Source organism: Lonepinella sp. MS14435 (assembly GCF_042485795.1).
Classification (GTDB): domain Bacteria; phylum Pseudomonadota; class Gammaproteobacteria; order Enterobacterales; family Pasteurellaceae; genus Lonepinella.
On sequence record NZ_CP169368.1, the window covers coordinates 356521 to 379173 of the forward strand.

22 protein-coding genes are annotated in these 22653 nt (G+C 35.6%); 17 read left to right on the forward strand and 5 right to left on the reverse strand.

Going from position 1 to position 22653, the window contains the following annotated elements; all coding sequences use genetic code 11:
* Window positions 1-7: 7 nt before the first annotated feature.
* From O1Q80_RS01725 to O1Q80_RS01740, 4 genes are read left to right on the forward strand one after another with little or no spacing between them, the layout of a single operon-like run.
* A complete protein-coding gene (locus O1Q80_RS01725; RefSeq protein ID WP_386695300.1) occupies window positions 8-2158 on the forward strand; it encodes a hypothetical protein in 2151 nt (716 codons plus the stop codon).
* Window positions 2151-2549 carry a GtrA family protein gene (locus O1Q80_RS01730; RefSeq protein WP_386695302.1) on the forward strand — a complete coding sequence of 133 codons (399 nt, stop codon included), beginning with the start codon at window positions 2151-2153 and terminating at the stop codon, window positions 2547-2549. The genes O1Q80_RS01725 and O1Q80_RS01730 overlap by 8 nt, the downstream gene beginning before the upstream one ends.
* Before the next feature lie 3 nt (window positions 2550-2552).
* Window positions 2553-3860: an FAD-binding protein gene (locus O1Q80_RS01735; RefSeq protein ID WP_386695304.1), complete on the forward strand. Its 1308-nt coding sequence runs from the start codon at window positions 2553-2555 to the stop codon at window positions 3858-3860.
* A gap of 14 nt (window positions 3861-3874) precedes the next feature.
* Window positions 3875-4627 carry an SDR family NAD(P)-dependent oxidoreductase gene (locus O1Q80_RS01740; RefSeq protein ID WP_386695305.1) on the forward strand — a complete coding sequence of 251 codons (753 nt, stop codon included), beginning with the start codon at window positions 3875-3877 and terminating at the stop codon, window positions 4625-4627.
* On the opposite strand, the gene O1Q80_RS01745 is transcribed toward O1Q80_RS01740, so the two are convergent.
* Both O1Q80_RS01745 and rsmD read right to left on the reverse strand, forming a co-directional pair.
* The gene (locus O1Q80_RS01745; RefSeq protein ID WP_386695307.1) at window positions 4624-5412 is read right to left on the reverse strand and encodes a Cof-type HAD-IIB family hydrolase; all 789 of its coding nucleotides are present in this window, start codon (window positions 5410-5412) and stop codon (window positions 4624-4626) included. The genes O1Q80_RS01740 and O1Q80_RS01745 overlap by 4 nt on opposite strands.
* 12 nt (window positions 5413-5424) lie before the next feature.
* Window positions 5425-6027, reverse strand: coding sequence for a 16S rRNA (guanine(966)-N(2))-methyltransferase RsmD (gene rsmD / locus O1Q80_RS01750; RefSeq protein ID WP_386691919.1), 603 nt, complete (start codon window positions 6025-6027; stop codon window positions 5425-5427).
* Between the two features lie 69 nt (window positions 6028-6096).
* Here rsmD and ftsY point away from each other — a divergent pair, with 69 nt between their 5' ends.
* The 5 genes from ftsY (at window position 6097) to O1Q80_RS01775 (ending at window position 11566) form a co-directional block, all read left to right on the forward strand.
* Window positions 6097-7521 (forward strand): signal recognition particle-docking protein FtsY, encoded by a 1425-nt coding sequence (gene ftsY / locus O1Q80_RS01755; RefSeq protein ID WP_386695309.1) that lies wholly within the window; start codon window positions 6097-6099, stop codon window positions 7519-7521.
* Between the two features lie 31 nt (window positions 7522-7552).
* Window positions 7553-8209: a cell division ATP-binding protein FtsE gene (gene ftsE / locus O1Q80_RS01760; RefSeq protein ID WP_386688740.1), complete on the forward strand. Its 657-nt coding sequence runs from the start codon at window positions 7553-7555 to the stop codon at window positions 8207-8209.
* 10 nt (window positions 8210-8219) lie between these two features.
* The gene (gene ftsX, locus O1Q80_RS01765; RefSeq protein ID WP_386695311.1) at window positions 8220-9146 is read left to right on the forward strand and encodes a permease-like cell division protein FtsX; all 927 of its coding nucleotides are present in this window, start codon (window positions 8220-8222) and stop codon (window positions 9144-9146) included.
* 280 nt (window positions 9147-9426) lie between these two features.
* Entirely contained in the window at window positions 9427-10539 is a 1113-nt protein-coding gene (asd, locus tag O1Q80_RS01770; protein ID WP_386695313.1) for an aspartate-semialdehyde dehydrogenase, read from the forward strand.
* 76 nt (window positions 10540-10615) lie between these two features.
* Window positions 10616-11566 carry an alpha/beta fold hydrolase gene (locus O1Q80_RS01775; RefSeq protein WP_386695314.1) on the forward strand — a complete coding sequence of 317 codons (951 nt, stop codon included), beginning with the start codon at window positions 10616-10618 and terminating at the stop codon, window positions 11564-11566.
* Here the strand turns inward: O1Q80_RS01775 and O1Q80_RS01780 are convergent.
* From O1Q80_RS01780 to mobB, 3 genes are read right to left on the reverse strand one after another with little or no spacing between them, the layout of a single operon-like run.
* Window positions 11536-11955: a nucleotidyltransferase substrate binding protein gene (locus O1Q80_RS01780; protein ID WP_386695316.1), complete on the reverse strand. Its 420-nt coding sequence runs from the start codon at window positions 11953-11955 to the stop codon at window positions 11536-11538. The two genes, O1Q80_RS01775 and O1Q80_RS01780, sit on opposite strands and share 31 nt — an antisense overlap.
* A gap of 9 nt (window positions 11956-11964) precedes the next feature.
* Window positions 11965-13341: a DHA2 family efflux MFS transporter permease subunit gene (locus tag O1Q80_RS01785; RefSeq protein WP_386695318.1), complete on the reverse strand. Its 1377-nt coding sequence runs from the start codon at window positions 13339-13341 to the stop codon at window positions 11965-11967.
* A gap of 1 nt (window position 13342) precedes the next feature.
* Window positions 13343-13837 carry a molybdopterin-guanine dinucleotide biosynthesis protein B gene (gene mobB, locus O1Q80_RS01790; RefSeq protein ID WP_386695320.1) on the reverse strand — a complete coding sequence of 165 codons (495 nt, stop codon included), beginning with the start codon at window positions 13835-13837 and terminating at the stop codon, window positions 13343-13345.
* Between the two features lie 194 nt (window positions 13838-14031).
* On the opposite strand from mobB, the gene tal reads away from it, so the two are divergent.
* The 8 genes from tal to atpF all read left to right on the forward strand — a co-directional run bounded on the left by tal (window position 14032) and on the right by atpF (window position 22647).
* Complete coding sequence (gene tal, locus O1Q80_RS01795) at window positions 14032-14985, forward strand: transaldolase (protein WP_386695322.1); 954 nt, start codon at window positions 14032-14034, stop codon at window positions 14983-14985.
* 454 nt (window positions 14986-15439) lie between these two features.
* The gene (mnmG, locus tag O1Q80_RS01800) at window positions 15440-17329 is read left to right on the forward strand and encodes a tRNA uridine-5-carboxymethylaminomethyl(34) synthesis enzyme MnmG (RefSeq protein ID WP_386688724.1); all 1890 of its coding nucleotides are present in this window, start codon (window positions 15440-15442) and stop codon (window positions 17327-17329) included.
* Window positions 17319-17960: a 16S rRNA (guanine(527)-N(7))-methyltransferase RsmG gene (rsmG, locus tag O1Q80_RS01805; protein WP_386695323.1), complete on the forward strand. Its 642-nt coding sequence runs from the start codon at window positions 17319-17321 to the stop codon at window positions 17958-17960. Before mnmG ends, rsmG begins: the two co-directional genes overlap by 11 nt.
* Before the next feature lie 163 nt (window positions 17961-18123).
* Window positions 18124-20346: a TonB-dependent hemoglobin/transferrin/lactoferrin family receptor gene (locus O1Q80_RS01810; RefSeq protein WP_386695325.1), complete on the forward strand. Its 2223-nt coding sequence runs from the start codon at window positions 18124-18126 to the stop codon at window positions 20344-20346.
* Between the two features lie 226 nt (window positions 20347-20572).
* Window positions 20573-20965, forward strand: a complete 393-nt coding sequence (locus O1Q80_RS01815; RefSeq protein WP_386695327.1) for an ATP synthase subunit I — start codon at window positions 20573-20575, stop codon at window positions 20963-20965.
* A gap of 25 nt (window positions 20966-20990) precedes the next feature.
* The gene (gene atpB, locus O1Q80_RS01820) at window positions 20991-21782 is read left to right on the forward strand and encodes a F0F1 ATP synthase subunit A (protein ID WP_386695329.1); all 792 of its coding nucleotides are present in this window, start codon (window positions 20991-20993) and stop codon (window positions 21780-21782) included.
* 64 nt (window positions 21783-21846) lie between these two features.
* A complete protein-coding gene (gene atpE / locus O1Q80_RS01825) occupies window positions 21847-22101 on the forward strand; it encodes a F0F1 ATP synthase subunit C (protein WP_005599073.1) in 255 nt (84 codons plus the stop codon).
* Window positions 22102-22176: 75 nt separating this feature from the next.
* On the forward strand, window positions 22177-22647 hold the full coding sequence (atpF, locus tag O1Q80_RS01830; protein ID WP_386688711.1) for a F0F1 ATP synthase subunit B: 471 nt from the start codon (window positions 22177-22179) through the stop codon (window positions 22645-22647).
* Window positions 22648-22653: the final 6 nt, after the last annotated feature.

Here is a 22653-nt window from a genome sequence, read left to right on the forward strand (position 1 = left end):
ACTGTCAATGAGAATAAATGAAAATGTTAAATTAATCAGTGTTTCTTTTGCATTTACGTTATCCGTTATTTTAATCTGTTGTAGTTTTTTTAATGATTTCTTTTCCATTGATGATACATTAAATGATCTATTAGGATTTTATAAGCAATTTGGCAAGATCTGGCTTTCAGGGCATATTCCTTTTATTACGAGTGATTTAATGGTCGGTGGGAATGCGATGATTGAGTTGGAAAGAGGGATTTTTTTACCAACCACAATTATTACCTCGATTATCGCCTATAAAACAGAAAGTATAAGACTAACAGGGATTGTATTAGCTTTTATCAATCTCAATACTATCTTTATTTCAAGTTATTTCATTGCTAAGAAATTCAAAATACGGGTAAATTATGCCTATGCTTTTGCCGCTTTTGTGGCAATTAATCCGATGTTTTTATATCAATATTCTGCTGCATGGTGGAATGCTGCCATTGGTCAGGCTTGGGGAATGGCTGCTATTGCAAGTTTTTTCTGTTTACGTGAAAAGATTTCTATTCAGTCCGTGCTGGTTAATTTCCTCTGTGTTGTTTTTATGCTAAATTCAGGCTGGCCACATTCTATTATTGCTTATGCAGCTTTAGTTTTCCTCACATTATGCTTCGATTTTTACCACAACAAAGATATTCGATTTATAATTTATCTTGCCCCGCCAAGTATTTTATCGTTGTTTTTTTCTATTCCTGTTTATTCTGAATATATTTATTCTAGTGAACTAATAAATAGACCTTCTGGATTTCATAATTTTGGTAATTTTTTGTCGCCATCTTTGGATTCTATTTTATTTGGATTTAGTCCAACCTATTATAGTTATATGAATTATTTTATTGGATATAAGATAATTCTAATTCCAATAGGATTTTCAACTTTAATTTTTCCATTTGTCTTATTTTATAAGAATATTATCGATTTATTTAGAAAAGACCATAGTTTTAAGTTAATCGTTTGCTTTAGTATTCTGTTTCTAATACTCTCTCAGTTACCAACACAATTTGGACCACTTCGTTGGTCTTTTAGGTTTGTACCATTTTTATCATTTTCTATTTGCTTAATAACTTTTTACGCTTTGGATAAAGCTATTGATGCTAAAGCAAGTAAACACCTCAATATTTATTATGGGACATTCTTAATCATTAATTTTGTATTCTCTTTTTTTATGTCTATGGGAGAAGATATAAAATATATTATATTACAACTTTTTGTATTAGTGATTTTATTCATCATTCCTAAATTAGGAAGATTAAACTTATTTCATAAAGTTGGATTTTCTTTAATGGCATTAGTTTCTTTGATTATTATGTTAGTGGGATTAAATTCGTTAGGTAATACAAATAAAAATTACCTCCCCTTTCCTAAATTACCAGAAAAAATAGAAATACCAAGTAGTATAAACCTAGATGGATACATTCTTTCCTTGACTGGTGATAATGACAACAGAAAATATTTACATGATTTAAATTCAGCCCAATTTGGGGTATATCATCTAAAATCTATTAATGGCTATGCTCCAGTAGGAAACAAAAATTTTGGATTTTTATTACCACATAATTCTGGACATGCAATGTTTTATCCTAAAGAATCTTTATATAGAATTTTACAAGGATCTTCTCCGTATAATTGTATTGTAAATGACATGAAAGTAAGTGTAGTTATTTTACGTATGCAAGATTACATGCCATTTCAACAACAATTTATGATGTGTGGCTATGTAGATGTGAAATTATTTGGTTTGGATACGATTTATCTTTCATTACCTAAAGATAAAACCAATGGTTGGAATATGCTACCACCTACGGTTTATCCAACAACAGCACAAATTAAGATGTTAGAGCATAGTAATAATTTCGATAAGGTAGAAATCTTCCCACATCAGGAAGAGTTGGAATTAATTTTCCCTCGGGTTTATTGGAAAGGTTATACTGCAAAAATTGGCGACACAGATTTGGCTGTATTGCCTGATTATACTCAAGCATTTGTGAAAGTAATTGTACCTAGAAATTTATCAGGAACTTTACTCTTATCCTATTTTCCTTATACGTGGCAATATGTATGGTGGTTACCGTTATTGTCTGTCGTTGGGTTATTGATATTATTTATTCAGGTTAAAAAGAAAAATGTTTAAGATAACCTTTTTTTATATTTTATTTGCCATGTTTTCTACTGGGTTAAATATTTTATGTCAGGAAATCTCAATTAGGCTATATTCAGGACCTTATGATATTGCTGTATCCATTTTTGTTGGTACTGTATCTGGATTGTTTTTTAAATATGTATTGGATAAAAAATATATCTTTAATTATCAAACAGATAACATAAAACATGATAGTCGATTATTTGTGATATATACTTTGATGAGTGTATTTACCACGCTGATTTTTTGGGGCGTTGAATTTTCTTTTCATTTTGTGTTTCAGACCAAAGAAATGCGATATATTGGAGCAATGATAGGGCTTGCCATCGGTTATACGGTGAAATATATGTTAGACAAAAAATATGTGTTTATTCGGGAGTAAAGAATGATTTCAGAAAAATTAAGTTCTTGGGGAAATCTTTCTGCCAATTTACATGATATTGAATATATCTTCTCTCAGAAACAAGCCATTAATACTATTCCTCACGCCCCAAAAAAGGGGCTTGCCTTTGGCAATGGTCGTAGTTATGGTGATGTGCCATTAAATTCCAATGGATTAATTTGGAATATGTCGGGGCTTAGTCGTTTTATTTCATTTGATCCTGAGCAAGCGATTTTACATTGTGAAGCAGGCATTACATTACAGGAAATTCATCGAGTATTTAATCCGCTAGGCTGGATGCTCCCTGTTACCCCAGGTACACTAATACCAACGGTTGGTGGTGCAATAGCTAATGATGTTCATGGTAAAGGTCATCATAGTTCAGGTTCATTTGGTGATCACCTCTTATATATAAAATTATTGAGAACAGATGGCGAAATTATCGAATGTTCCAGACAACATAATGCAGATTGGTTTTATGCAACAATAGGGGGAATTGGGCTGACAGGCGTTATTTTAGAAGCAAAATTAACAATGCGAAAAATAACAAGCACTTGGATAGATGCTGAAACTATTCCATTTTATCACTTAGATAATTTTTTTACGTTATCTAACTCATCTGAACAAGCGTGGGAATATTCTGTTTCTTGGATTGATTGTTTTAGTGGTAAAAATTCTCGAGGTTTGTTTATGCGAGGTAATCTTAGTCAAGAAACTAAACCAACCCCATCACCTAAAGAAAGATCATTTTCTATCATGCCACCCATTTCTTTGGTCAATGGAATAAGTCTTCCTTTATTTAATTTTGCTTATTTCAATATAAATCGGCTTAAACCGAGAAAACAACTTATTGATTTTGAACCATTCTTTTATCCATTAGATGCTATTCATGATTGGAATAGAATGTATGGTCCTAAAGGTTTTTTCCAATATCAGAGTGTCATTCCGAAAGAAGTTGGCAAAGTTGCGACAGATGAAATGTTAAAGGTAATTAAAAAATCTGGTGAGGGTTCTTTTCTTGGCGTGTTAAAAACTTTTGGTCATTCTGAATCAGGTGGATTATTAAGTTTTCCAATGAAAGATGGTGTTACATTAGCCTTAGATTTCCCCAATAAAGGTGAAAGCACATTGCGTCTATTTAATCTATTAGATAGGATTGTAGAAGAAGCGGGAGGACGATTGTATTTAGCGAAAGATGCCAGAATGCCTAAATCACTTTTTGAAAAAGGGTATCCAAGAATAGCAGAATTTTTACGATTCCACGATAAAGGAATTAGTTCCGATTTATCGCGTCGGTTATTAGGGGTTTAATTTTAAGGACAGATATGCAAAAAACAAGAATTTTAGTCGTTGGTGGAACATCAACTATTGCAGAATATTGCCTAAGAGAGTGGGTAAAAAAACAAGACTGTGATGTTATTTTGTTGGGCAGAAATAAGGAGAAATTGCAACTTGTTACTTCAGATCTTCAAGTGAGATCGCCTAATTCAACCTTTGAATCTCACGTTATCGATTTTACCAACCCAACTGATATTCATAATGTGATTTCGGATATTTTCACTAAAGGGAGAATTGATATTGCTCTGATTGCTCATGGAATCTTGCCAGACCAAGAAGCATTGCAAATAGATGTTGCTAAAAATAAAGCGTCACTTGAAATAAATGGCATTTCACCCGTTTTATTTGCAGAAGAAATCGTAAATTATATGCTAAAAGAAAATTACGGTTCTTTAGGTATTATCGGATCGGTTGCTGGTGATCGTGGTCGAAAATCCAACTATATTTATGGTAGTGCTAAAGCGATGATTGATAAATACATTCAAGGAATGCAACATAGATTAGCTCTCGCCAATTCAAAGGTTAAGGTTTCACTTATTAAACCAGGTCCAACTAAAACAACCATGACCCAATCTATAACTGGTAAAGGAAAAATGGCTGAACCTAAACAAGTGGCATTAGATATTGTTTCAGGTATGCAAAAAGGTAAACGGGTTATTTACACCCCAAAAAAATGGGCATTAATCATGACTGTAGTAAAACATATCCCAATGTTTTTGTTTAGAAAGATAGATATTTAAGTAAATAAAAATTCTCGCTCCAACACCAACGCAATGCCATCTTCGTTATTGCTAGCGGTTACTTGTTTTGCCACTTGTTTAATTTCATCAGGGGCGTTGCCCATGGCGACACTTAACCCTGCATATTGCAACATATCCAAATCATTAAAATTATCGCCGAAAGCAATGACTTGATCGGCGGTGATGTTCAATAATTTTTCCATAAATTGAATGGCTTTCGCTTTGGTGGCGGCTTTGTTCATGATTTCAAGGTATTCAGGTTTAGAGCGGTGAATACTCAAGTGCGGTAGATTTTGTTTGAGTTTTTGTTCTAACTGTTGAATATTAGCTGCGTTACCCATCACTAAAATTTTATGCACATCTGTTAAATCTGTTGGCACAATTTGAGCCTGTAAGCCTGTAATTTGGCTTTCTTGCAACGTCCAAAAATTGCTTAAATCGTTGCTAAACCAGTTTAGTCCAGCATAATGATTAATGGATAAATCAGCGTAATCCGCTAAAATTTGATTAAGCAACCTAAGATCATTTTGTTCAATAAGTACGCTATAAAGTGCGGTTAAATTTTTATCTAAAATTAATGCTCCACTATAGCAAATTATCGCTTGTTCAGTGTGTAATTGCTCAGTGTAAGGTGTGATCGCATAAGGCGGTCGGGCGGAAACGGGAATAAATGGAATCCCTTTTTTCACAATGGCTTTTATTGCTTGCTCGGTACGTGAAGTGATTTGATGTTGACTATTTAATAGCGTGCCATCAATATCGCTGAAAACGGCTTGGTATAACATAGATGCCTCCTTTTATTTTTTCTGATACAACCGATAACAAACCTGACCCGTGATTTTTTCTTTCAATAAATACCAATTTTCAGGTGCATTTAAAGGTTTATCTTTTTCGGTTTCTACATAAATTAACGCTTGCTGTTGTAACCAGTTATTTTGTTCTAACAATTTAATAGCTTGTTCGCTCAAGCCAAAGTTAAATGGTGGATCAAGAAAAACCACATCAAAGTGCGGTGTTTTTTGCGGTTGTTTTAACCATTCAAGGCTGTTTTGATTAATCACATTTGCTTGATTTTCATCGCATTTTAAACGGATTAAATTCTGTTTTAATTGATTAAAGACGGTTTTCTCAAGCTCCACAAAAGTCACCTGTTTTGCTCCCCTTGATAAACTTTCAAAGCCAAGTGAGCCACTACCAGCAAAGCAATCTAAACAACAACTATTCACAATATAAGGCATTAACCAGTTAAACAATGTTTCTTTAACTCGATCCCCCGTAGGACGTAAACCTTGTGAATTTAATACGGGTAATTTTCGTCCCCGCCAACGACCTGCAATAATACGGACTTCACCCTTGCTTTGTGATTGGTTTGGTGTGTGTTCTTTTGTGTATTTTTTCATACAGATAATAGATAAAAAATGATAAACTATACAAATTTTATATAGTTTAACAGATATTAAGAGATTTTTATGACAGATGAAAAGAAAAAAGGCGGTTTTTGGTCGTGGTTGGGATTAGGTAAAAAGCAACCAGATGATATTGTTGATCAGCAACCACAGCAGGAAGAAACCGCTCAAATTATTAAAGAAAGCAACCAACCAGCGGAAAACATCGTTGTTCTTGTTGAAGAAAAAATTGAAGAAGTTAGCGATAAAATTGAACAAACCATAGAAAGCGTTAGTGAACATTTAAGCGAAGAAATGCTTGATGTGGTGGAAAATTTTGTTCAATCGGAAACAGCGTTAACTTCCGAACAAAATGACACCGTACTTGAACCTGTAAAAACAGAACAGATTGTGGCGGAAATTGCTGTTCAATCAGATGAAATTGAAGAAAATAATGCAGAAAGTGCGGTGCAAATTGAGCAAATTTCTGATTCGGTTGATGAAATAGAACAACAAATTGAAATTTCATCAGAAGAAAAGCAAGAAGCTATTGCTGAAAGTGCTATTACGCAAGAAAAACCGAGCGAGGGAGGCTTTTTCAGTCGTTTATTAAAAGGTTTGGTGAAAACCAAACAAAATATCGGGTCTGGCTTTCGTTCGCTATTTTTCGGTAAAAAAATTGATGATGAACTATTTGAAGAATTGGAAGAACAGCTATTAATTGCCGATATTGGCGTGCCGACTACCAGCAAAATTATCAAAAATTTAGAGCAACACGCTACACATCAACAGCTTAAAGATGCGGATTTATTGTATCAACAATTAAAACAAGAAATGGCGGATATTCTTAATCCTGTGGCACAACCATTGCAGATTGACGCTGCCAAAAAACCTTATGTCATTTTAATGGTCGGTGTGAACGGTGTGGGTAAAACCACTACCATTGGCAAACTGGCTCGTCAATTCCAGCAACAAGGCAAATCAGTGATGTTAGCTGCTGGTGATACATTCCGTGCTGCTGCTGTAGAACAGTTGCAAGTGTGGGGCGAACGTAATCATATTCCAGTGGTGGCACAAGCTACTGGCTCGGATTCAGCATCGGTGATTTTTGATGCCATGCAATCGGCGGCAGCGAAAAATATTGATATTTTAATTGCGGACACCGCTGGGCGTTTGCAAAATAAAAATAATTTGATGGACGAGTTGAAAAAAATCGTGCGAGTGATGAAAAAATATGATGAAGCCGCACCGCATGAAATTATGCTCACCCTTGATGCTGGCACAGGGCAAAATGCCATTAGTCAGGCAAAATTATTTAATGAAGCCGTAAGGCTTACAGGAATTTGCTTAACTAAATTAGATGGCACCGCCAAAGGTGGCGTAATTTTTGCCATTGCGGATCAGTTTAATTTGCCAATTCGCTATATCGGTGTCGGTGAAAAAATTGAAGATTTACGTGCGTTTAATGCCAATGAATTTATTGATGCCCTATTTACGCATGAAGAATAGGCACAGGAAAATTAATCGGAAAGGATAAAAAATGATACATTTTCAAAATGTAAGCAAAGCCTATTTAGGCAGTAAACAACCTGCTTTACAAGGACTAAACTTTCATTTACCTGTTGGCAGTATGACCTATTTAACAGGGCATTCTGGAGCAGGTAAAAGTACATTGTTAAAATTAATTATGGGCATGGAACGTGCTAACGGCGGACAAATTTGGTTTAATGGACACAACATCACCCGTCTATCAGCTTATGAATTGCCCTTTTTACGCCGTCAAATTGGTATGGTGCATCAAGATTATCGTCTTTTGCCCGATCGTTCTATTGTGGATAACGTTGCACTCCCATTAATTATTGCTGGAATGCACCCAAAAACAGCCCGAGATCGAGCGTTAGCTATGTTAGATGTAGTTGGGCTGTATGACCGTGCAGATCATCAACCATTGCATTTGTCAGGTGGTGAACAACAACGAGTAGATATTGCTCGTGCTGTGATACACAAACCACAATTATTGTTAGCTGACGAACCTACTGGCAACCTAGATAACACACTTTCTTTTGATATTTTTAGCCTATTTGAAGAATTTAATAAAATGGGAATGACTGTGTTAATTGCCACTCACAACGTGAGTTTAATTCAACAAAAACCAAAACCTTGCCTTGTGTTAGAACAAGGTTATTTGCGAGCATAAGGGAAAGAAAATGAGTTCAACACAAAAAGCCCCGTTTTGGGTGCAAATGAATTATGTTTTACGCAATGTGTGGGCAGATCTTTGCTTGAAAAAATATGGCACATTGTTGACGATTTTAGTGATAGCTGTGTCATTAACCATTCCTACGGTGAGTTTTTTACTTTGGAAAAATACCCATTTAGCCACCACAAAATTCTATCCTGAAACAGAATTAACGGTCTATTTGCATAAAAATCTCAATGCTGATGATTCCAATAAAGTGGTAGAAAAAATTCGTGAACAAAAAGGGGTGGAAAGCCTTAATTATATTTCACGTCAGGAAAGCCTGAAAGAATTTAAAGCATGGTCTGGTTTTAATGAAGAATTAGATATTTTAGACGATAATCCTCTACCAGCAGTGGTGATGATTCACCCTAGTTCGGAATTTCAAGCTTCAGAAAAACGTCAGGAATTACATAGTAACCTGATGAAAATCAAAGGGGTAGAAGAAGTTAGAATGGATAATGACTGGCTGGAAAAACTCACCGCAATTACTTGGCTGATTGCACATGTGGCTATTTTTAGTGCAGTATTGATGACCTTAGCGGTATTTTTAGTAATCGGTAACAGTATTCGTTCCGATGTATATAGTAGCAAAGCGAATATTCAAGTCATGAAACTACTCGGTGCCACCGATCAATTTGTACTACGCCCTTTCCTTTATACGGGCATTATCTACGGCTTTTTAGGTGCGTTAGTCGCTTGTATTTTCAGTAGTTTTATCATTGGTTATTTCACCAGTGCGGTAAGATATGTTACCGATATTTTTGCGGTCCAATTTGAATTAAACGGCTTAGAATTCGCAGAATTTGCATTCTTATTGATTATTTGCTCAATTGTGGGTTATACCTCTGCATGGATTGCAGCGACACGGCATATAAGGGTGTTGGGGAAGTGATGACAAATGCAGAAAAAATTGGAATGTCACCTGAACAATCTAAAAATATTGATGAATATTTTGAGTTTATTCGTGAACCAATGCAAGAACGAGAGATTGAATTATAATATATTTATTTGAGTAAATAGTTATAAATAATCTTATTTATAATCCTTTTTTTATGATGAAATTTAACTAAAACCCAAATTTCATCATTTTTTTATAAAAACACTTGATTTTATCAGGCTTATCTGTAATTTTATAAACTTCAAACACAACATAACTTAAAGGAAATGCAAATATGAAAAATGTCGGTTTTATCGGTTGGCGTGGTATGGTTGGCTCGGTATTAATGGATCGTATGGTTCAGGAAAACGATTTTGCTAACATTAATCCTGTGTTCTTCACCACATCGCAAGCGGGGCAAAAAGCCCCTGTGTTTGCAGGTAAAGATGCAGGTGAATTGAAAAATGCCTTTGATATTGATGAACTCAAAAAATTAGATATTATCGTCACCTGTCAAGGCGGTGATTACACCAATGAAGTGTATCCAAAATTAAAAGCCACAGGTTGGGACGGTTATTGGGTGGATGCCGCATCCGCATTGCGTATGCAAGATGATGCAATTATCGTGTTAGATCCAGTGAACCAACACGTCATCACCGACGGCTTGAAAAAAGGGATTAAAACTTTTGTGGGCGGTAACTGTACCGTGAGCTTGATGTTAATGGCGATTGGGGGCTTGTTCGAGAAAGATTTAGTGGAATGGATTTCGGTCGCCACTTATCAAGCTGCATCAGGTGCGGGTGCGAAAAATATGCGTGAGTTGCTTGTGCAAATGGGTCAATTAGAAGATTCTGTCAAAGCGGAATTAGCCGATCCTGCATCCTCTATTTTAGATATTGAACGCAAAGTCACCGCCAAAATGCGTGCGGATGATTTCCCAACCGATAACTTTGGAGCCGCCTTAGGTGGTAGCTTAATTCCGTGGATTGACAAACTTCTACCAGAAACGGGACAAACCAAAGAAGAATGGAAAGGCTATGCAGAAACCAACAAAATTTTAGGTTTAAGCGACAATCCAATTCCAGTCGATGGCTTATGTGTGCGTATTGGGGCATTGCGTTGCCATAGCCAAGCGTTCACCATTAAACTCAAAAAAGACTTGCCATTAAGCGAGATTGAACAAATTTTAGCAAGCCACAATGAATGGGTGAAAGTGATTCCGAATGATAAAGAAACCACCTTGCGTGAATTGACACCAGCTAAGGTGACTGGCACATTAAGCGTACCTGTCGGTCGTTTACGTAAATTAGCGATGGGTCCTGAATATTTGGCGGCATTTACTGTGGGCGACCAATTATTATGGGGTGCGGCAGAGCCAGTACGTCGTATTTTGAAACAATTAGTTTAGTGGTTGTGAGGTGCGTAATAAACGCACCTTTTTTCCATGATTATTTTATTAGTGCGTTAATAGGTAATTTTCATATATGCAACGAGAACCCCATTTTTGTCAATTTGCGTTAACTGAACTTTATCCTTTTGCTCAACAATTTCCGATTCAATATATTGATGGAAAAAGAAATTGTGCTATCGCCTATCGTCATTTTACCCACCAAAATCCTGCACAACGAAAATTGATTATTCTCGTCAATGGACGAGCTGAAAGTATTTTGAAATGGACTGAACTCGCTTATGACTTTTATCATCAAGGGTTTGATGTGCTATTATTTGATCACCGTGGACAAGGTTATTCACAGCGTTTATTAAAAGATCCTGACAAAGGGCATTTAGATGAATTTCGTTTTTACATGGATGATATGGCAAAAATTATCGAAAAAATCACCGCACTTTATGATTATCAAAGCCAACAGATTGTGGCACATTCTTTAGGCTGCTTAATTTCAAGCTATTATTTAGCTAACTATGATCACCATATAAAAAGTGCGGTATTTTCTTCGCCTTTTTTTGCTATTGCTTTAAAAAATCCGTTACGTGATGAAATATTATTAAATCTAATAATTTTGCTAGGATTTGGCGAACGTTATGTATTCGGTAAAACGGTTTATAAACCAGCCGATTTAAGAGATAATGAATTAAGTTTTTGTAAAACTCGTATGAAATGGATGAATCGGATTAATCGAAAATTTAAACAAATTAATCTCGGCGGACCGACTTTCCGTTGGGCTTATTTATGTTTGCAAGCCATCAAACGCTTGCCAAAAATTCTGCCACGTATTGAAATTCCAGTTTTGATTTTACAAGCAGAAAAAGAAAAAATTGTTGACAATAAAAATCTGGCTAAATTCACCGCACTTTTACCGCAAGGAAAATTAGTGAAAATTGAGCGAGCAAAACATGAAATTTTATTTGAATGTGATGATATTAGAAATACGGCGTTAAATCGTATTTATTCCTTTGTTAATTGTTCTACTAAATAAATCACTTCTTGCAAAAATTGTGGAATACCCTCTACCACATTTAATGCGACATCTTCATCATAAGTATGACTTGTTCTTGAACGCATCTCTCGATAGGTTTTCCAATCTTTCCATTCACCAAGTAATAACCCTTTTTCATTACCTGAGCGAATAAGATCCTGAAAAGACATGCTGTCATATTGCTCAGGATTCGGGGATATTTGGGCTAAATAGCGTTTGAGCATTTTGTAACTTAATTCATAAGTAAATTCAAAACGTTGGATTAATCCATCACGAATTTGAATATCGCTGATGTCGGTTTGATAGCGAATTAAACCTTCTTTTAGTCGTTCAATTGCATTAATTAATGGACTAAAATCCAATTTAACTATTTCATTTTCATCATTCATATAGCCTACTTAATGTAAATTTTCCCCAGCGGTTTTATCCAATTTTGCCACAATAAAAAATAAAATAAAACCAAAAATGGAACTGGTTAAAAAGGTATAACTAAAGGCTTGTTGTAGCATTTCTGGTGCCACTAAAGTGCGGTAAAAATTTAATGCTATAGCAGAAACCGCAATACCTAAACCGATACCGACTTGTTGAATTACACTTAACATGGTGGAACCTGCACTGGCGTTATGTTGATCTAATTCTGAAACGGTTAATGTATTCACCGATGTAAACATAATAGATAAAATCATGCCGTAAACAAACAATAAACTAATATACGCCCACAATGGGGTGTCAATGGTTAATAAGGATATTAGCCCAACTGATAGAGCCATACATAATGAATTGATCATTAATAAATTTCGATAGCCGAACACCCTTAACAATGGGCGAATAATAGGCTTACTGATCAAAGAACTAATGGCTATCGGCGTAATCATTAAACCAGCATAATCTGCACTGTATTGAAAAGAAACTTGTAACATCAATGGCAATAGAAAAGGAATGCCTGAACCACATAAACGAATAAATAAATTTGACCACGAACCCAAATAATAGGTGCGAATTTTAAATAAATTAAGTGGAATTAAAGCGGTTTGATTGCCTTTTGCATAAAAATAATAACCTATTAAAAATATACAACCTACCGCTAAAATACTGACTGCTTGCCATTTTTCTATAAAAGTTTCATTAACTAAATCTAATCCAAATGTAATACAAACTAAACCACCACCAAAAAGCAGAAAACCTTTCCAATCAAATTTAGTTAAATCATTTTTTACATTCGGCATAAAATAGCTTGATAGAATCACCCCAATTAAACCGATAGGAATATTAATTAAGAAAATCCAGTGCCAAGAAGCGTAGGTCACTAACCAACCACCTAAAATTGGACCAATAATAGGACCGGTTAAGCCTGCCATTGCCATTAAATTCCAAATGGGAATTAATTCATTTTTAGCCACTGTACGAATAATAGCAAGGCGAGCCACTGGCATCATCATGGCACCGCCAAAACCCTGTAATATTCGAGAAAAAATCAGCATTTCTAGCGACATTGAGAAAGCACAACTCACTGATCCAATTACAAACATAACAACGGAAAAACGGAAAATATTGAGCGTACCATATTTATCCGCTAACCAACCACTAATAGGAATAAATAATGCCACTGTCAACGCATAGCTGATCACCGCTAGTTGCATTTCTAAAGGTGATTGATGCAAATCCGCTGCGATAGCAGGTAATGCCGTATTTAAAATAGTGGTATCTAACGCTTGCATAAAAAATGCCGTAGCAGCAATCCAAGCGAGTGAGCGTGGAGAAACGGATTTTTCCATTTTAGTTATTCCGTAAATAATGCCAAATAAATTCGACTATTTGATCTATATTATTAATATCTAACCATTGTTTATCGGTTTTGATAGGATAATCTGTGGCAATGGCTATAACGTTTTGATCCTGTTCTGGTAAAGGTTTAGTCATCTCTTTTCTATGCAGTAGAATTTTAGGGATAGCTTCTTGTTTAAAACCTTCAATTAACACTAAATCCGTTAACTGCGGATCAAATTGTCGTACCAAATAAGCAAAGGACTCTGGCTTAGAGGTTTCAGTCATTAACGCCCAACGTTGATCACAAGCCATAATAACTTGACTGGCTCCCGCTTCTTTCATTCGCCAACTATCTTTCCCTTGTTTATCCACTTGAGCATTATGGTGGCTATGCTTAATCACCGCTACTTTTAAACCAAGTGCGGTTAATTTTGGTAATAATTTTTCTAATAAGGTGGTTTTACCACTACCGCTATAACCTGTTATACCAAGAAAGGGAATCATTTTGCCTATTACCTATTGTTTATATTGTTGCTTTTATATTTCCATATTATGCTTAATGTATTATAGTTTAGTTCAGCATAAAAATTCCATTATAAAACCGTGATCTGGATCACAGTTTTTAATCGTTTAACTGGTATTTAATCGACTTATCATGGATAATTAAACAGAGTAAATAAATCAATCAGAGGTAAATTATGACAACGCAATTAGACGCTTTAAAAAACGTAACCGTAGTAGTAGCTGATACTGGCGATATTGAAGCTATGAAACTTTATAAACCACAAGATGCCACTACCAACCCATCAATAATTTTAAGTGCATCTGCACTGCCACAATATGCTCCATTAATTGATGAAGCTGTTGCTTATGCGAAAAAACAAAGTGAGTGCAAAAAACAACAACTTGTTGATGCCGAAGATAAATTAGCGGTAAATATCGGTTTAGAAATTTTAAAACTGGTACCAGGACGTATTTCTACTGAAGTAGATGCTCGCCTTTCTTACGATACCGAAGCTACTGTTGAAAAAGCACGCAAATTAATTCGTCTTTATAACGAAGCAGGTATTGCCAACGATCGTATTTTGATCAAAATTGCATCGACTTGGCAAGGTATCCGTGCGGCGGAAATTTTAGAAAAAGAAAACATTAACTGTAACTTAACCCTATTATTCTCTCAAGCTCAAGCCCGTGCTTGTGCAGAAGCAGGCGTTTACTTAATTTCGCCGTTTGTTGGTCGTATTCTTGACTGGTACAAAGCTAATTCTGACAAAAAAGAATACGCACCAGCAGAAGATCCTGGTGTGGTTTCTGTAACAGAAATTTACAACTACTACAAACAATATGGCTATAAAACTGTGGTAATGGGTGCGAGTTTCCGTAACGTGGGCGAAATCACCGAATTAGCAGGCTGTGACCGTTTAACCATCGCTCCACCATTATTAAAAGAGTTACAAGAAAGCACAGCACCTTTAGCTCGTAAATTAGATTATAAAGGTGAAGTCAAAGCTCGCCCAGAACCATTGAAAGAAGCTGATTTCTACTGGCAACATAATGCAGATCCAATGGCAGTTGAAAAATTGGCTGAAGGTATCCGTAAATTTGCCGCAGATATTGAAAAATTAGAAGCGATGTTAGCAGCAAAACTTTAATCATTTATCTAAAAACAACTTGAAGTGCGGTGAAATTCATCGCACTTTTTTATTAAATTAATTTATTCTCTCACCTGTGGATAACTCGCTAAAAAACCCTTTAAAAACCTGTGTTTTACTATTTAATAAAAGATAATTTAAACTTACCTGTGGATAACTAAACAAGTTATACAGATTTTACTTACTGTAAAGATCTTACTTTTCCTTATCTAAAAAAAGATCTAACTATTTAATCTATAACATAAAAAGATCCTTATTCACGATGATCAGTGGATCTAATAATAACAATAATAAGATCTTTATATATAAATAAGATCTATATTTATTACTTGCCTTTCTCTTTTCTGATCGGCTTTTATAGATTCACTTTCTTGTTTTATCAAATTTAGGTAAAATACGCCTTTATTTTTAGCTTAGATCGGTGAAAGGGATCTTTAACTTAGAGAATATTTTTATGTTTTATACTGAAAATTATGATGTGATCGTGATTGGTGGCGGTCACGCAGGCACAGAAGCTGCTCTTGCTCCCGCTCGAATGGGACTTAAAACCCTTTTATTAACTCATAATATTGATACCCTTGGACAAATGTCTTGTAATCCAGCTATTGGGGGAATTGGCAAAGGGCATTTAGTCAAAGAAATTGATGCCATGGGTGGATTAATGGCAACAGCGACCGATCAAGCAGGTATTCAATTTCGTACCTTAAATAGTTCAAAAGGTCCAGCTGTACGAGCGACTCGAGCGCAAGCAGATCGAGTTTTATATCGTCAAGCGGTGCGGATTGCCCTTGAAAATCAACCTAATTTAGATATTTTCCAACAAGAAGTGACCGATGTGTTGATCGAACAGGATCAAGTTACTGGGGTGGAAACAAAAATGGGCTTAAAATTTCGTGCCAGATCGGTGGTATTGACGGCAGGGACATTTTTAGCAGGTAAGATCCATATTGGTTTACAAAATTACGAAGGTGGACGAGCTGGCGATCCTGCATCGGTTTCCCTTTCTCACCGTTTACGTGATCTAGGCTTGCGTGTCGATCGTCTAAAAACAGGGACACCACCCCGTTTAGATGCTCGCACGATTAATTTTGATGTGTTAGCCAAACAACATGGTGATGCGGAATTGCCTGTATTCTCCTTTATGGGATCGGTGGATCAGCACCCTCGTCAAATTCCTTGTTTTATTACCCATACTAACGAAAAAACTCACGATGTGATCCGCCATAATTTGGATCGTAGCCCAATGTACACGGGGATTATTGAGGGGATTGGACCGCGTTATTGTCCATCTATTGAAGATAAAGTGATGCGTTTTGCCGATCGCAATTCCCATCAAATTTATCTTGAACCAGAGGGATTAACCTCAAATGAAGTCTATCCAAATGGGATTTCGACTAGTTTGCCTTTTGATGTGCAAATGGGTATTGTTAATTCTATGCAAGGGCTAGAAAAAACCCGTATTGTCAAACCAGGTTATGCTATTGAATATGATTATTTTGATCCACGGGATTTGAAACCGACCCTTGAAACTAAAGCCATTAAAGGTTTGTTCTTTGCTGGGCAAATTAACGGCACAACTGGTTACGAAGAAGCGGCGGCGCAAGGTTTGTTAGCAGGCATTAACGCAGGACTTTATGTACAACAAAAAGATCCTTGGTATCCACGTCGTGATCAGGCTTATATGGGCGTTTTAGTCGATGATCTTTGTACTTTAGGGACCAAAGAACCTTATCGTGTCTTTACCTCTCGTGCGGAATATCGTTTGATTTTGCGTGAAGATAATGCGGATATTCGCTTAACTCCGATAGCTCATGAATTAGGATTAATAGATGAAAAACGTTGGGCAAGATTTAATCAAAAAATGGATAATATAGCCAAAGAACAAGAACGCTTAAAACAAATTTGGATTCATACTAAATCTGAGTATTTGGCGGAAATTAATAATTTAGTTAATACGCCTATTGTGCGTGAAGCCAGTGGGATTGATTTATTGCGTCGTCCTGAAATGAATTATGATATTTTAACCAAAACCACATTATTTGCTCCAGCTTTGGAAGATAAGCAAGCCGCTGAACAAGTCGAAATAGCAGTGAAATATCAAGGTTATATTGAGCATCAACAAGAGGAAATTGAAAAACAAAAACGCCATGAGAATACGGCTATTCCTGAGCGTTTTGATTATAGTTTGGTGGTGGGGCTTTCTAATGAAGTACGAGCTAAATTGGAACAACATCGCCCAGTTTCCATTGGACAAGCAAGCCGAATTTCAGGTATCACCCCTGCGGCGATTTCTATTTTGTTGGTGAACTTAAAAAAACAGGGAATGTTAAAACGTGGCGACTAATTTAGAACAGCAATTAAGTGAAAAGCTAGAAACTTTGCTAAAATCTACCGCACTTTCTGTGACCGATCAGCAAAAAAGCCAATTAGTGCAGTTGGTATTATTGCTGCACAAATGGAACAAAGCCTACAATCTCACCTCCGTGCGTGATCCACAAGAAATGCTAGTGAAACATATTTTAGATAGTCTTGTGGTAAGTCCTTATTTACAGGGTTCAGGTTTTATTGATGTGGGAACAGGACCAGGTTTACCAGGATTACCATTAGCGATTATTAACCCTGATAAACAATTCTATTTACTAGATAGTTTAGGTAAACGTATTAGCTTTATTCGCAATGCCGTGCGAGAGTTAGGATTAACTAACATTGAACCCGTGCTGAGTCGTGTAGAAGAATTTAAGCCCGATCATCTATTTGATGGCGTATTAAGTCGTGCCTTTGCTAGTCTAAAAGATATGACCGATTGGTGTCATCATTTACCCGCTGAAAACGGGTTATTTTATGCTTTAAAAGGGCAATATCATCGGGAGGAAGTACAACAACTTTCAGCTGATTATGTGATTCAGCAAGTGATTGAACTACACGTACCCGAATTACAAGGGGAACGTCATTTGGTGTTGATTAAAAAAGCCTAATATATCATTTTATTCAATTTATCTAGTGCGGTTAAAATTTTTATATTTTTTAACCGCACTTTTTATTTTACTCGGTTTGGTTGTGGTTACTCCATTTTTAGCTTTACTTTTTATTTGAAATAAATAAAAATAATTCCCATTAATATTATATTAAGGGAAAAATATGGATCACACACAACACAAATTTAACATAAACAATCTTGCTATTTTTGTAGCTGGCTTATTTGCAACTGGATTTAGTTCAGCTATTTATGCTCAATCTACACAATTAAGTGAAATAACTGTCTCTGAGAGAGTAGAAAAAAGTAATCAGGAAACGATTTATCAGCAGCAAATTCAACATAAACAAGCTCAAAATATTAAAGATGTGTTTGCTCAATCCCTTGATGTGAGTGTCACGGAGTTACAAAGCTCAAGATCAGGAAATAATGGGATTAATGTGCGTGGCTTACAGGATAACCGTGTAGAAAATACTATTGATGGGATTGAATTACCTGAAGCACAAGAAGCTAAACATTTTATTTCTTATGGTATGGAATTTGGGCGAGGCGATTATATTGAACCTACTGCATTAAAAAGTGCAGAAGTGAGTTACCTAGGATCAGAACGTAGTCTTTCCAGTAGCGTAAATTTTACTACCCTTGAACCCTCTGATTTATTGAAAGGCAGAAATTTAGGTGGTTTTGTCGCCACAGGTTATGACAGTCGAAATAATAGTATTTATGGCTCGTTGGGCGGTGCGGTGGCTGCTGGGCATTATCAAGGCATGGTGATGACGACATTACGTAAAGGTCATGAAAATGAAAATCATGGTGATGTAGGTGGAACAGGGGCAACAAGAACAGAGTCCGATCCAGCTAAAACACGTAATGTTTATGTTTTAACTAAACATAATTATCAATTAAATGATAAAAATCAGTTGAGTTTTGCTTTTGAAAGTCAATCTAAAAAAACCGAAACAGATTTACTGTCTAAAACAGATACGAGAATTGATGCAAGAACAGGAACACAAACATCAGGGCAAAGTACCGATAAAGTGAAACGCCACCGTTTTTCTTTAGGACATCGTTATAATAGTCAAAACGGTATTATTCAAAGTGCAGATACTCACGTTTATTTCCAAAATGCACGTACGGAGAATGAGCGTTTACGTCAATCTACCACCAATTATCGTCAAGAAAATTCTGAAAATAAAGTAAAAACTTGGGGATTTAATTCGGACTTAACCAGTGCTATAGACTCTTCAGTACCACAATTATTACGTTATGGTGTAAGTTATATTCATAATGATATCACTAATTATCTATATTTAGACCGACCTGCTTATGGTGCGGTAGCAAATAAAAAACCAACTGCTAATGCAAAACAAGATAAATTTACGGGCTATTTAGAAGATCAAATTAGTCTAGCTAATTTCTTGATTACTCCACATGTAGGTGTGGTGCATTATCGAGTTAATCCATCAATGGACGGTGACTATACGCAAGCAGGTTCAAAAAATGTATCTGTGACCAAACAAAGTGAAACCAAATTTACCCCTAAATTAGGGATTGAATGGTTGATTGCTCCAGAATTTAATCCATTCTTGCAATATTCTCGTGGGGTAAAAACACCATCAACCCAACAATTAACCTCTTCCTTTGGTGAAGTTGTCAGTTACTATGTTCCTAATCGGGGATTGCAAACTGTTGAAGTGGCAGTGGTTGGTAATCCAAACTTAAAATCTGAAACAGCGGATAATTTTGAGTTAGGTTTTAAAGGCAACACAGAAACTTTACAATACCGTATTTCAGGCTATTACAATCGTTATAAAAACTTTATTGATTGGCAAGATTTAACGAGCCAAATGTCAGGTTATACTCAATTCTTGCAATATCAAAATTTAGATAAAGCTAAAATTTATGGTGTAACAGCAAATGCTAAATGGAAATTTTACAATGATTTCTATACTACAGCAGGCATTGCTTATAGCCGTGGTAAAGCAAAAAATAATGGGGTAAAAACGCCTATTAACAGCATTCAACCGCTGAAAACTAAATTGGGATTAGGCTATGAAAGTGAACAATTTGGAGCAGATATTAGTTGGACATATAATCGTGCTAAAGCGGACAAGGATATTGTGAATGCAATGTATAATCCAACAGGGGGTTATTCCGTGTTTGATTTAGGCGTTTATTGGAAACCAGTGAAAGATTTAACCTTAACGGCAAACGTGAATAACCTATTTGATAAAAAATATTGGAATTGGAACGATATTTCCTACTTGGCTTTATTGAAAGATGGTAGTACAGCAGGTAGTCCTCCGATCGGTATTGATGCCACAAATGCAGATCGTTATACTGCTTCTGGACGAAATTTCAATGCAGGAATTCGTTATGAATTTTAATTAACAGAAAATCTCATTAAGTCTAAATCACTTAATGAGATTTTTCTTTATGTGCTTTAAAAAAGTCATATCCCGTAAAAAAACAGTAATCAATCTAACAAAATTTTGATCTAAGTTCAGTTTTATCACTTAATTTATTGCAATAATAGCCTTTATGGGTGATAATTCAGGGGCTTTCAGACTTTAGTCTGTTTGAACGTTTTTTAGACTTTACTGGGCGTAAATGATGTCGGCTGTACTACAACAAGCTCAAAAATTGTATAAAAAAGTATATATAATCGAATTTGTTATTCTAATTATTGCTTTTTTTATACTGTCATTGTTTGATACTCCACTTGCTTATGCCTTTAGCATAGGATATTTGGTTATTTTTATATCAAGTGCGATAGTTATTTACTTTGCTTTTTTTTATGCTAAAAAAAGAGCTGAACCGATAAAAATAACACTATTTTATAGTCTTGAAGCTATAAAATTCCTTTTTGCTATACTTTTAATTGTTATATCAATTAAATATTTAGTGGTAAATAATGTATTCACTTTTTTTATAGGCTTTTTTATTGCTCTTGCTTTAAATAGTCTATTACCTTTTATTTTGAATATATTTAAACAACGTAATTAATAATTTACAGAAAGGTTTTATTAATATGTCAAATTTAACAACTGCTGATTATATTAGTCACCATTTGAGTTTCCTTTCATCTGGCGATGGCTTTTGGGCGGTGCATTTAGATACCTTGTTTTTTTCCTTAGTATCGGGTGCTATTTTCTTGTTTATTTTTTCCCGTGTAGCTAAAAAAGCCACTTCAGGTGTGCCTGGAAAATTGCAGTGTTTTGCTGAAATAGTTATTGAGTGGGTGGACGGTTTAGTCAAAGATAACTTCCATGGTCCGCGTAATGCTATTGCTCCACTGGCATTAACCATTTTCTGTTGGGTATTCATTATGAATGCCATCGACTTGATTCCTGTTGATTTTCTACCGCAGTTTGCTAATTTAATTGGTGTTCATCATTTACGTGCTGTGCCAACCGCAGATATTAGTGCCACCTTAGGTATGTCGATTTGCGTATTCTGTTTAATCCTATTTTATACCGTCAAATCAAAAGGCTTTAGTGGATTAGTAAAAGAATATACGCTCCACCCTTTCAATCATTGGGCATTTATTCCCGTTAACTTTATTCTTGAAACCGTCACATTATTAGCTAAACCGATTTCTTTAGCATTCCGTCTGTTTGGTAATATGTACGCTGGTGAGTTAATCTTTATTCTTATCGCTGTCATGTATATGGCAGATAATGTTGCTTTGCAAGCATTAGGTATCCCATTACATTTAGTATGGGCTATTTTTCATATATTGGTGATTACCTTACAGGCTTTCATCTTTATGATGTTGACAATAGTTTATTTGAGTATTGCTTATAACAAAGCAGATCATTAAACGAATTTTTTATTAACAATCCTAGCCTTAGGGCTTATTTATTAATCTTTTAATGGAGAACATTATGGAATCTGTAATTACAGCAACAATTATTGGTGCATCAATTTTATTAGCTTTTGCCGCACTGGGAACAGCGATTGGCTTTGCTATTTTAGGCGGTAAATTCTTAGAATCTTCTGCTCGTCAGCCAGAATTAGCCAGTAGCTTACAAACGAAAATGTTTATCGTTGCTGGTCTTTTAGATGCTATCGCAATGATTGCTGTGGGTATTTCATTACTTTTCATCTTCGCAAACCCGTTCATTGATTTATTAAAATAAGTCGGGCTTGATATTTATTGTTATTTCAGAGGATTATCTGGGATAACTTCACCGACTTTTTAGTAGGAGGGCGTTGTGAATTTAAATGCAACATTAATCGGTCAACTTATTGCATTCGCAATTTTCGTTGCGTTTTGTATGAAATATGTTTGGCCACCGCTCATTAAAGCGATTGAAGATCGTCAGGCGAATATTGCCAATGCGTTAGCGTCTGCCGAAGCGGCTAAAAAAGAGCAAGCCGATACGAAAGTATTAGCGGAAGAAGAAATTTCTAAAGCAAAATTACAAGCACAAGAAATTATCGATTTAGCCAATAAACGCCGTAATGAAGTGCTAGAAGAAGTGAAAGCAGAAGCGGAAACTTTGAAAGCCAAAATTATTGAACAAGGTTATGCAGAAGTTGAATCTGAGCGTAAACGTGTGCAAGAAGAATTACGTGTGAAAGTGGCTTCACTTGCGATTGCAGGTGCAGAGAAAATTGTGGGTCGTACCATTGATGAAGCGGCCAACAGTGACATTATTGATAAGTTAGTTGCAGAATTATAGGAAGGT

Excerpts from the sequence above, each read along its gene's own strand:
- O1Q80_RS01725 (WP_386695300.1), top strand. The coding sequence starts at position 8 with ATGAGAATAAATGAAAATGTTAAATTAATCAGTGTTTCTTTTGCATTT.
- O1Q80_RS01730 (WP_386695302.1), top strand. The coding sequence starts at position 2,151 with ATGTTTAAGATAACCTTTTTTTATATTTTATTTGCCATGTTTTCTACT.
- O1Q80_RS01735 (WP_386695304.1), top strand. The coding sequence starts at position 2,553 with ATGATTTCAGAAAAATTAAGTTCTTGGGGAAATCTTTCTGCCAATTTA.
- O1Q80_RS01740 (WP_386695305.1), top strand. The coding sequence starts at position 3,875 with ATGCAAAAAACAAGAATTTTAGTCGTTGGTGGAACATCAACTATTGCA.
- O1Q80_RS01745 (WP_386695307.1), bottom strand. The coding sequence starts at position 5,412 with ATGTTATACCAAGCCGTTTTCAGCGATATTGATGGCACGCTATTAAAT.
- rsmD (WP_386691919.1), bottom strand. The coding sequence starts at position 6,027 with ATGAAAAAATACACAAAAGAACACACACCAAACCAATCACAAAGCAAG.
- ftsY (WP_386695309.1), top strand. The coding sequence starts at position 6,097 with ATGACAGATGAAAAGAAAAAAGGCGGTTTTTGGTCGTGGTTGGGATTA.
- ftsE (WP_386688740.1), top strand. The coding sequence starts at position 7,553 with ATGATACATTTTCAAAATGTAAGCAAAGCCTATTTAGGCAGTAAACAA.
- ftsX (WP_386695311.1), top strand. The coding sequence starts at position 8,220 with ATGAGTTCAACACAAAAAGCCCCGTTTTGGGTGCAAATGAATTATGTT.
- asd (WP_386695313.1), top strand. The coding sequence starts at position 9,427 with ATGAAAAATGTCGGTTTTATCGGTTGGCGTGGTATGGTTGGCTCGGTA.
- O1Q80_RS01775 (WP_386695314.1), top strand. The coding sequence starts at position 10,616 with ATGCAACGAGAACCCCATTTTTGTCAATTTGCGTTAACTGAACTTTAT.
- O1Q80_RS01780 (WP_386695316.1), bottom strand. The coding sequence starts at position 11,955 with ATGAATGATGAAAATGAAATAGTTAAATTGGATTTTAGTCCATTAATT.
- O1Q80_RS01785 (WP_386695318.1), bottom strand. The coding sequence starts at position 13,341 with ATGGAAAAATCCGTTTCTCCACGCTCACTCGCTTGGATTGCTGCTACG.
- mobB (WP_386695320.1), bottom strand. The coding sequence starts at position 13,837 with ATGATTCCCTTTCTTGGTATAACAGGTTATAGCGGTAGTGGTAAAACC.
- tal (WP_386695322.1), top strand. The coding sequence starts at position 14,032 with ATGACAACGCAATTAGACGCTTTAAAAAACGTAACCGTAGTAGTAGCT.
- mnmG (WP_386688724.1), top strand. The coding sequence starts at position 15,440 with ATGTTTTATACTGAAAATTATGATGTGATCGTGATTGGTGGCGGTCAC.
- O1Q80_RS01810 (WP_386695325.1), top strand. The coding sequence starts at position 18,124 with ATGGATCACACACAACACAAATTTAACATAAACAATCTTGCTATTTTT.
- O1Q80_RS01815 (WP_386695327.1), top strand. The coding sequence starts at position 20,573 with ATGTCGGCTGTACTACAACAAGCTCAAAAATTGTATAAAAAAGTATAT.
- atpB (WP_386695329.1), top strand. The coding sequence starts at position 20,991 with ATGTCAAATTTAACAACTGCTGATTATATTAGTCACCATTTGAGTTTC.
- atpE (WP_005599073.1), top strand. The coding sequence starts at position 21,847 with ATGGAATCTGTAATTACAGCAACAATTATTGGTGCATCAATTTTATTA.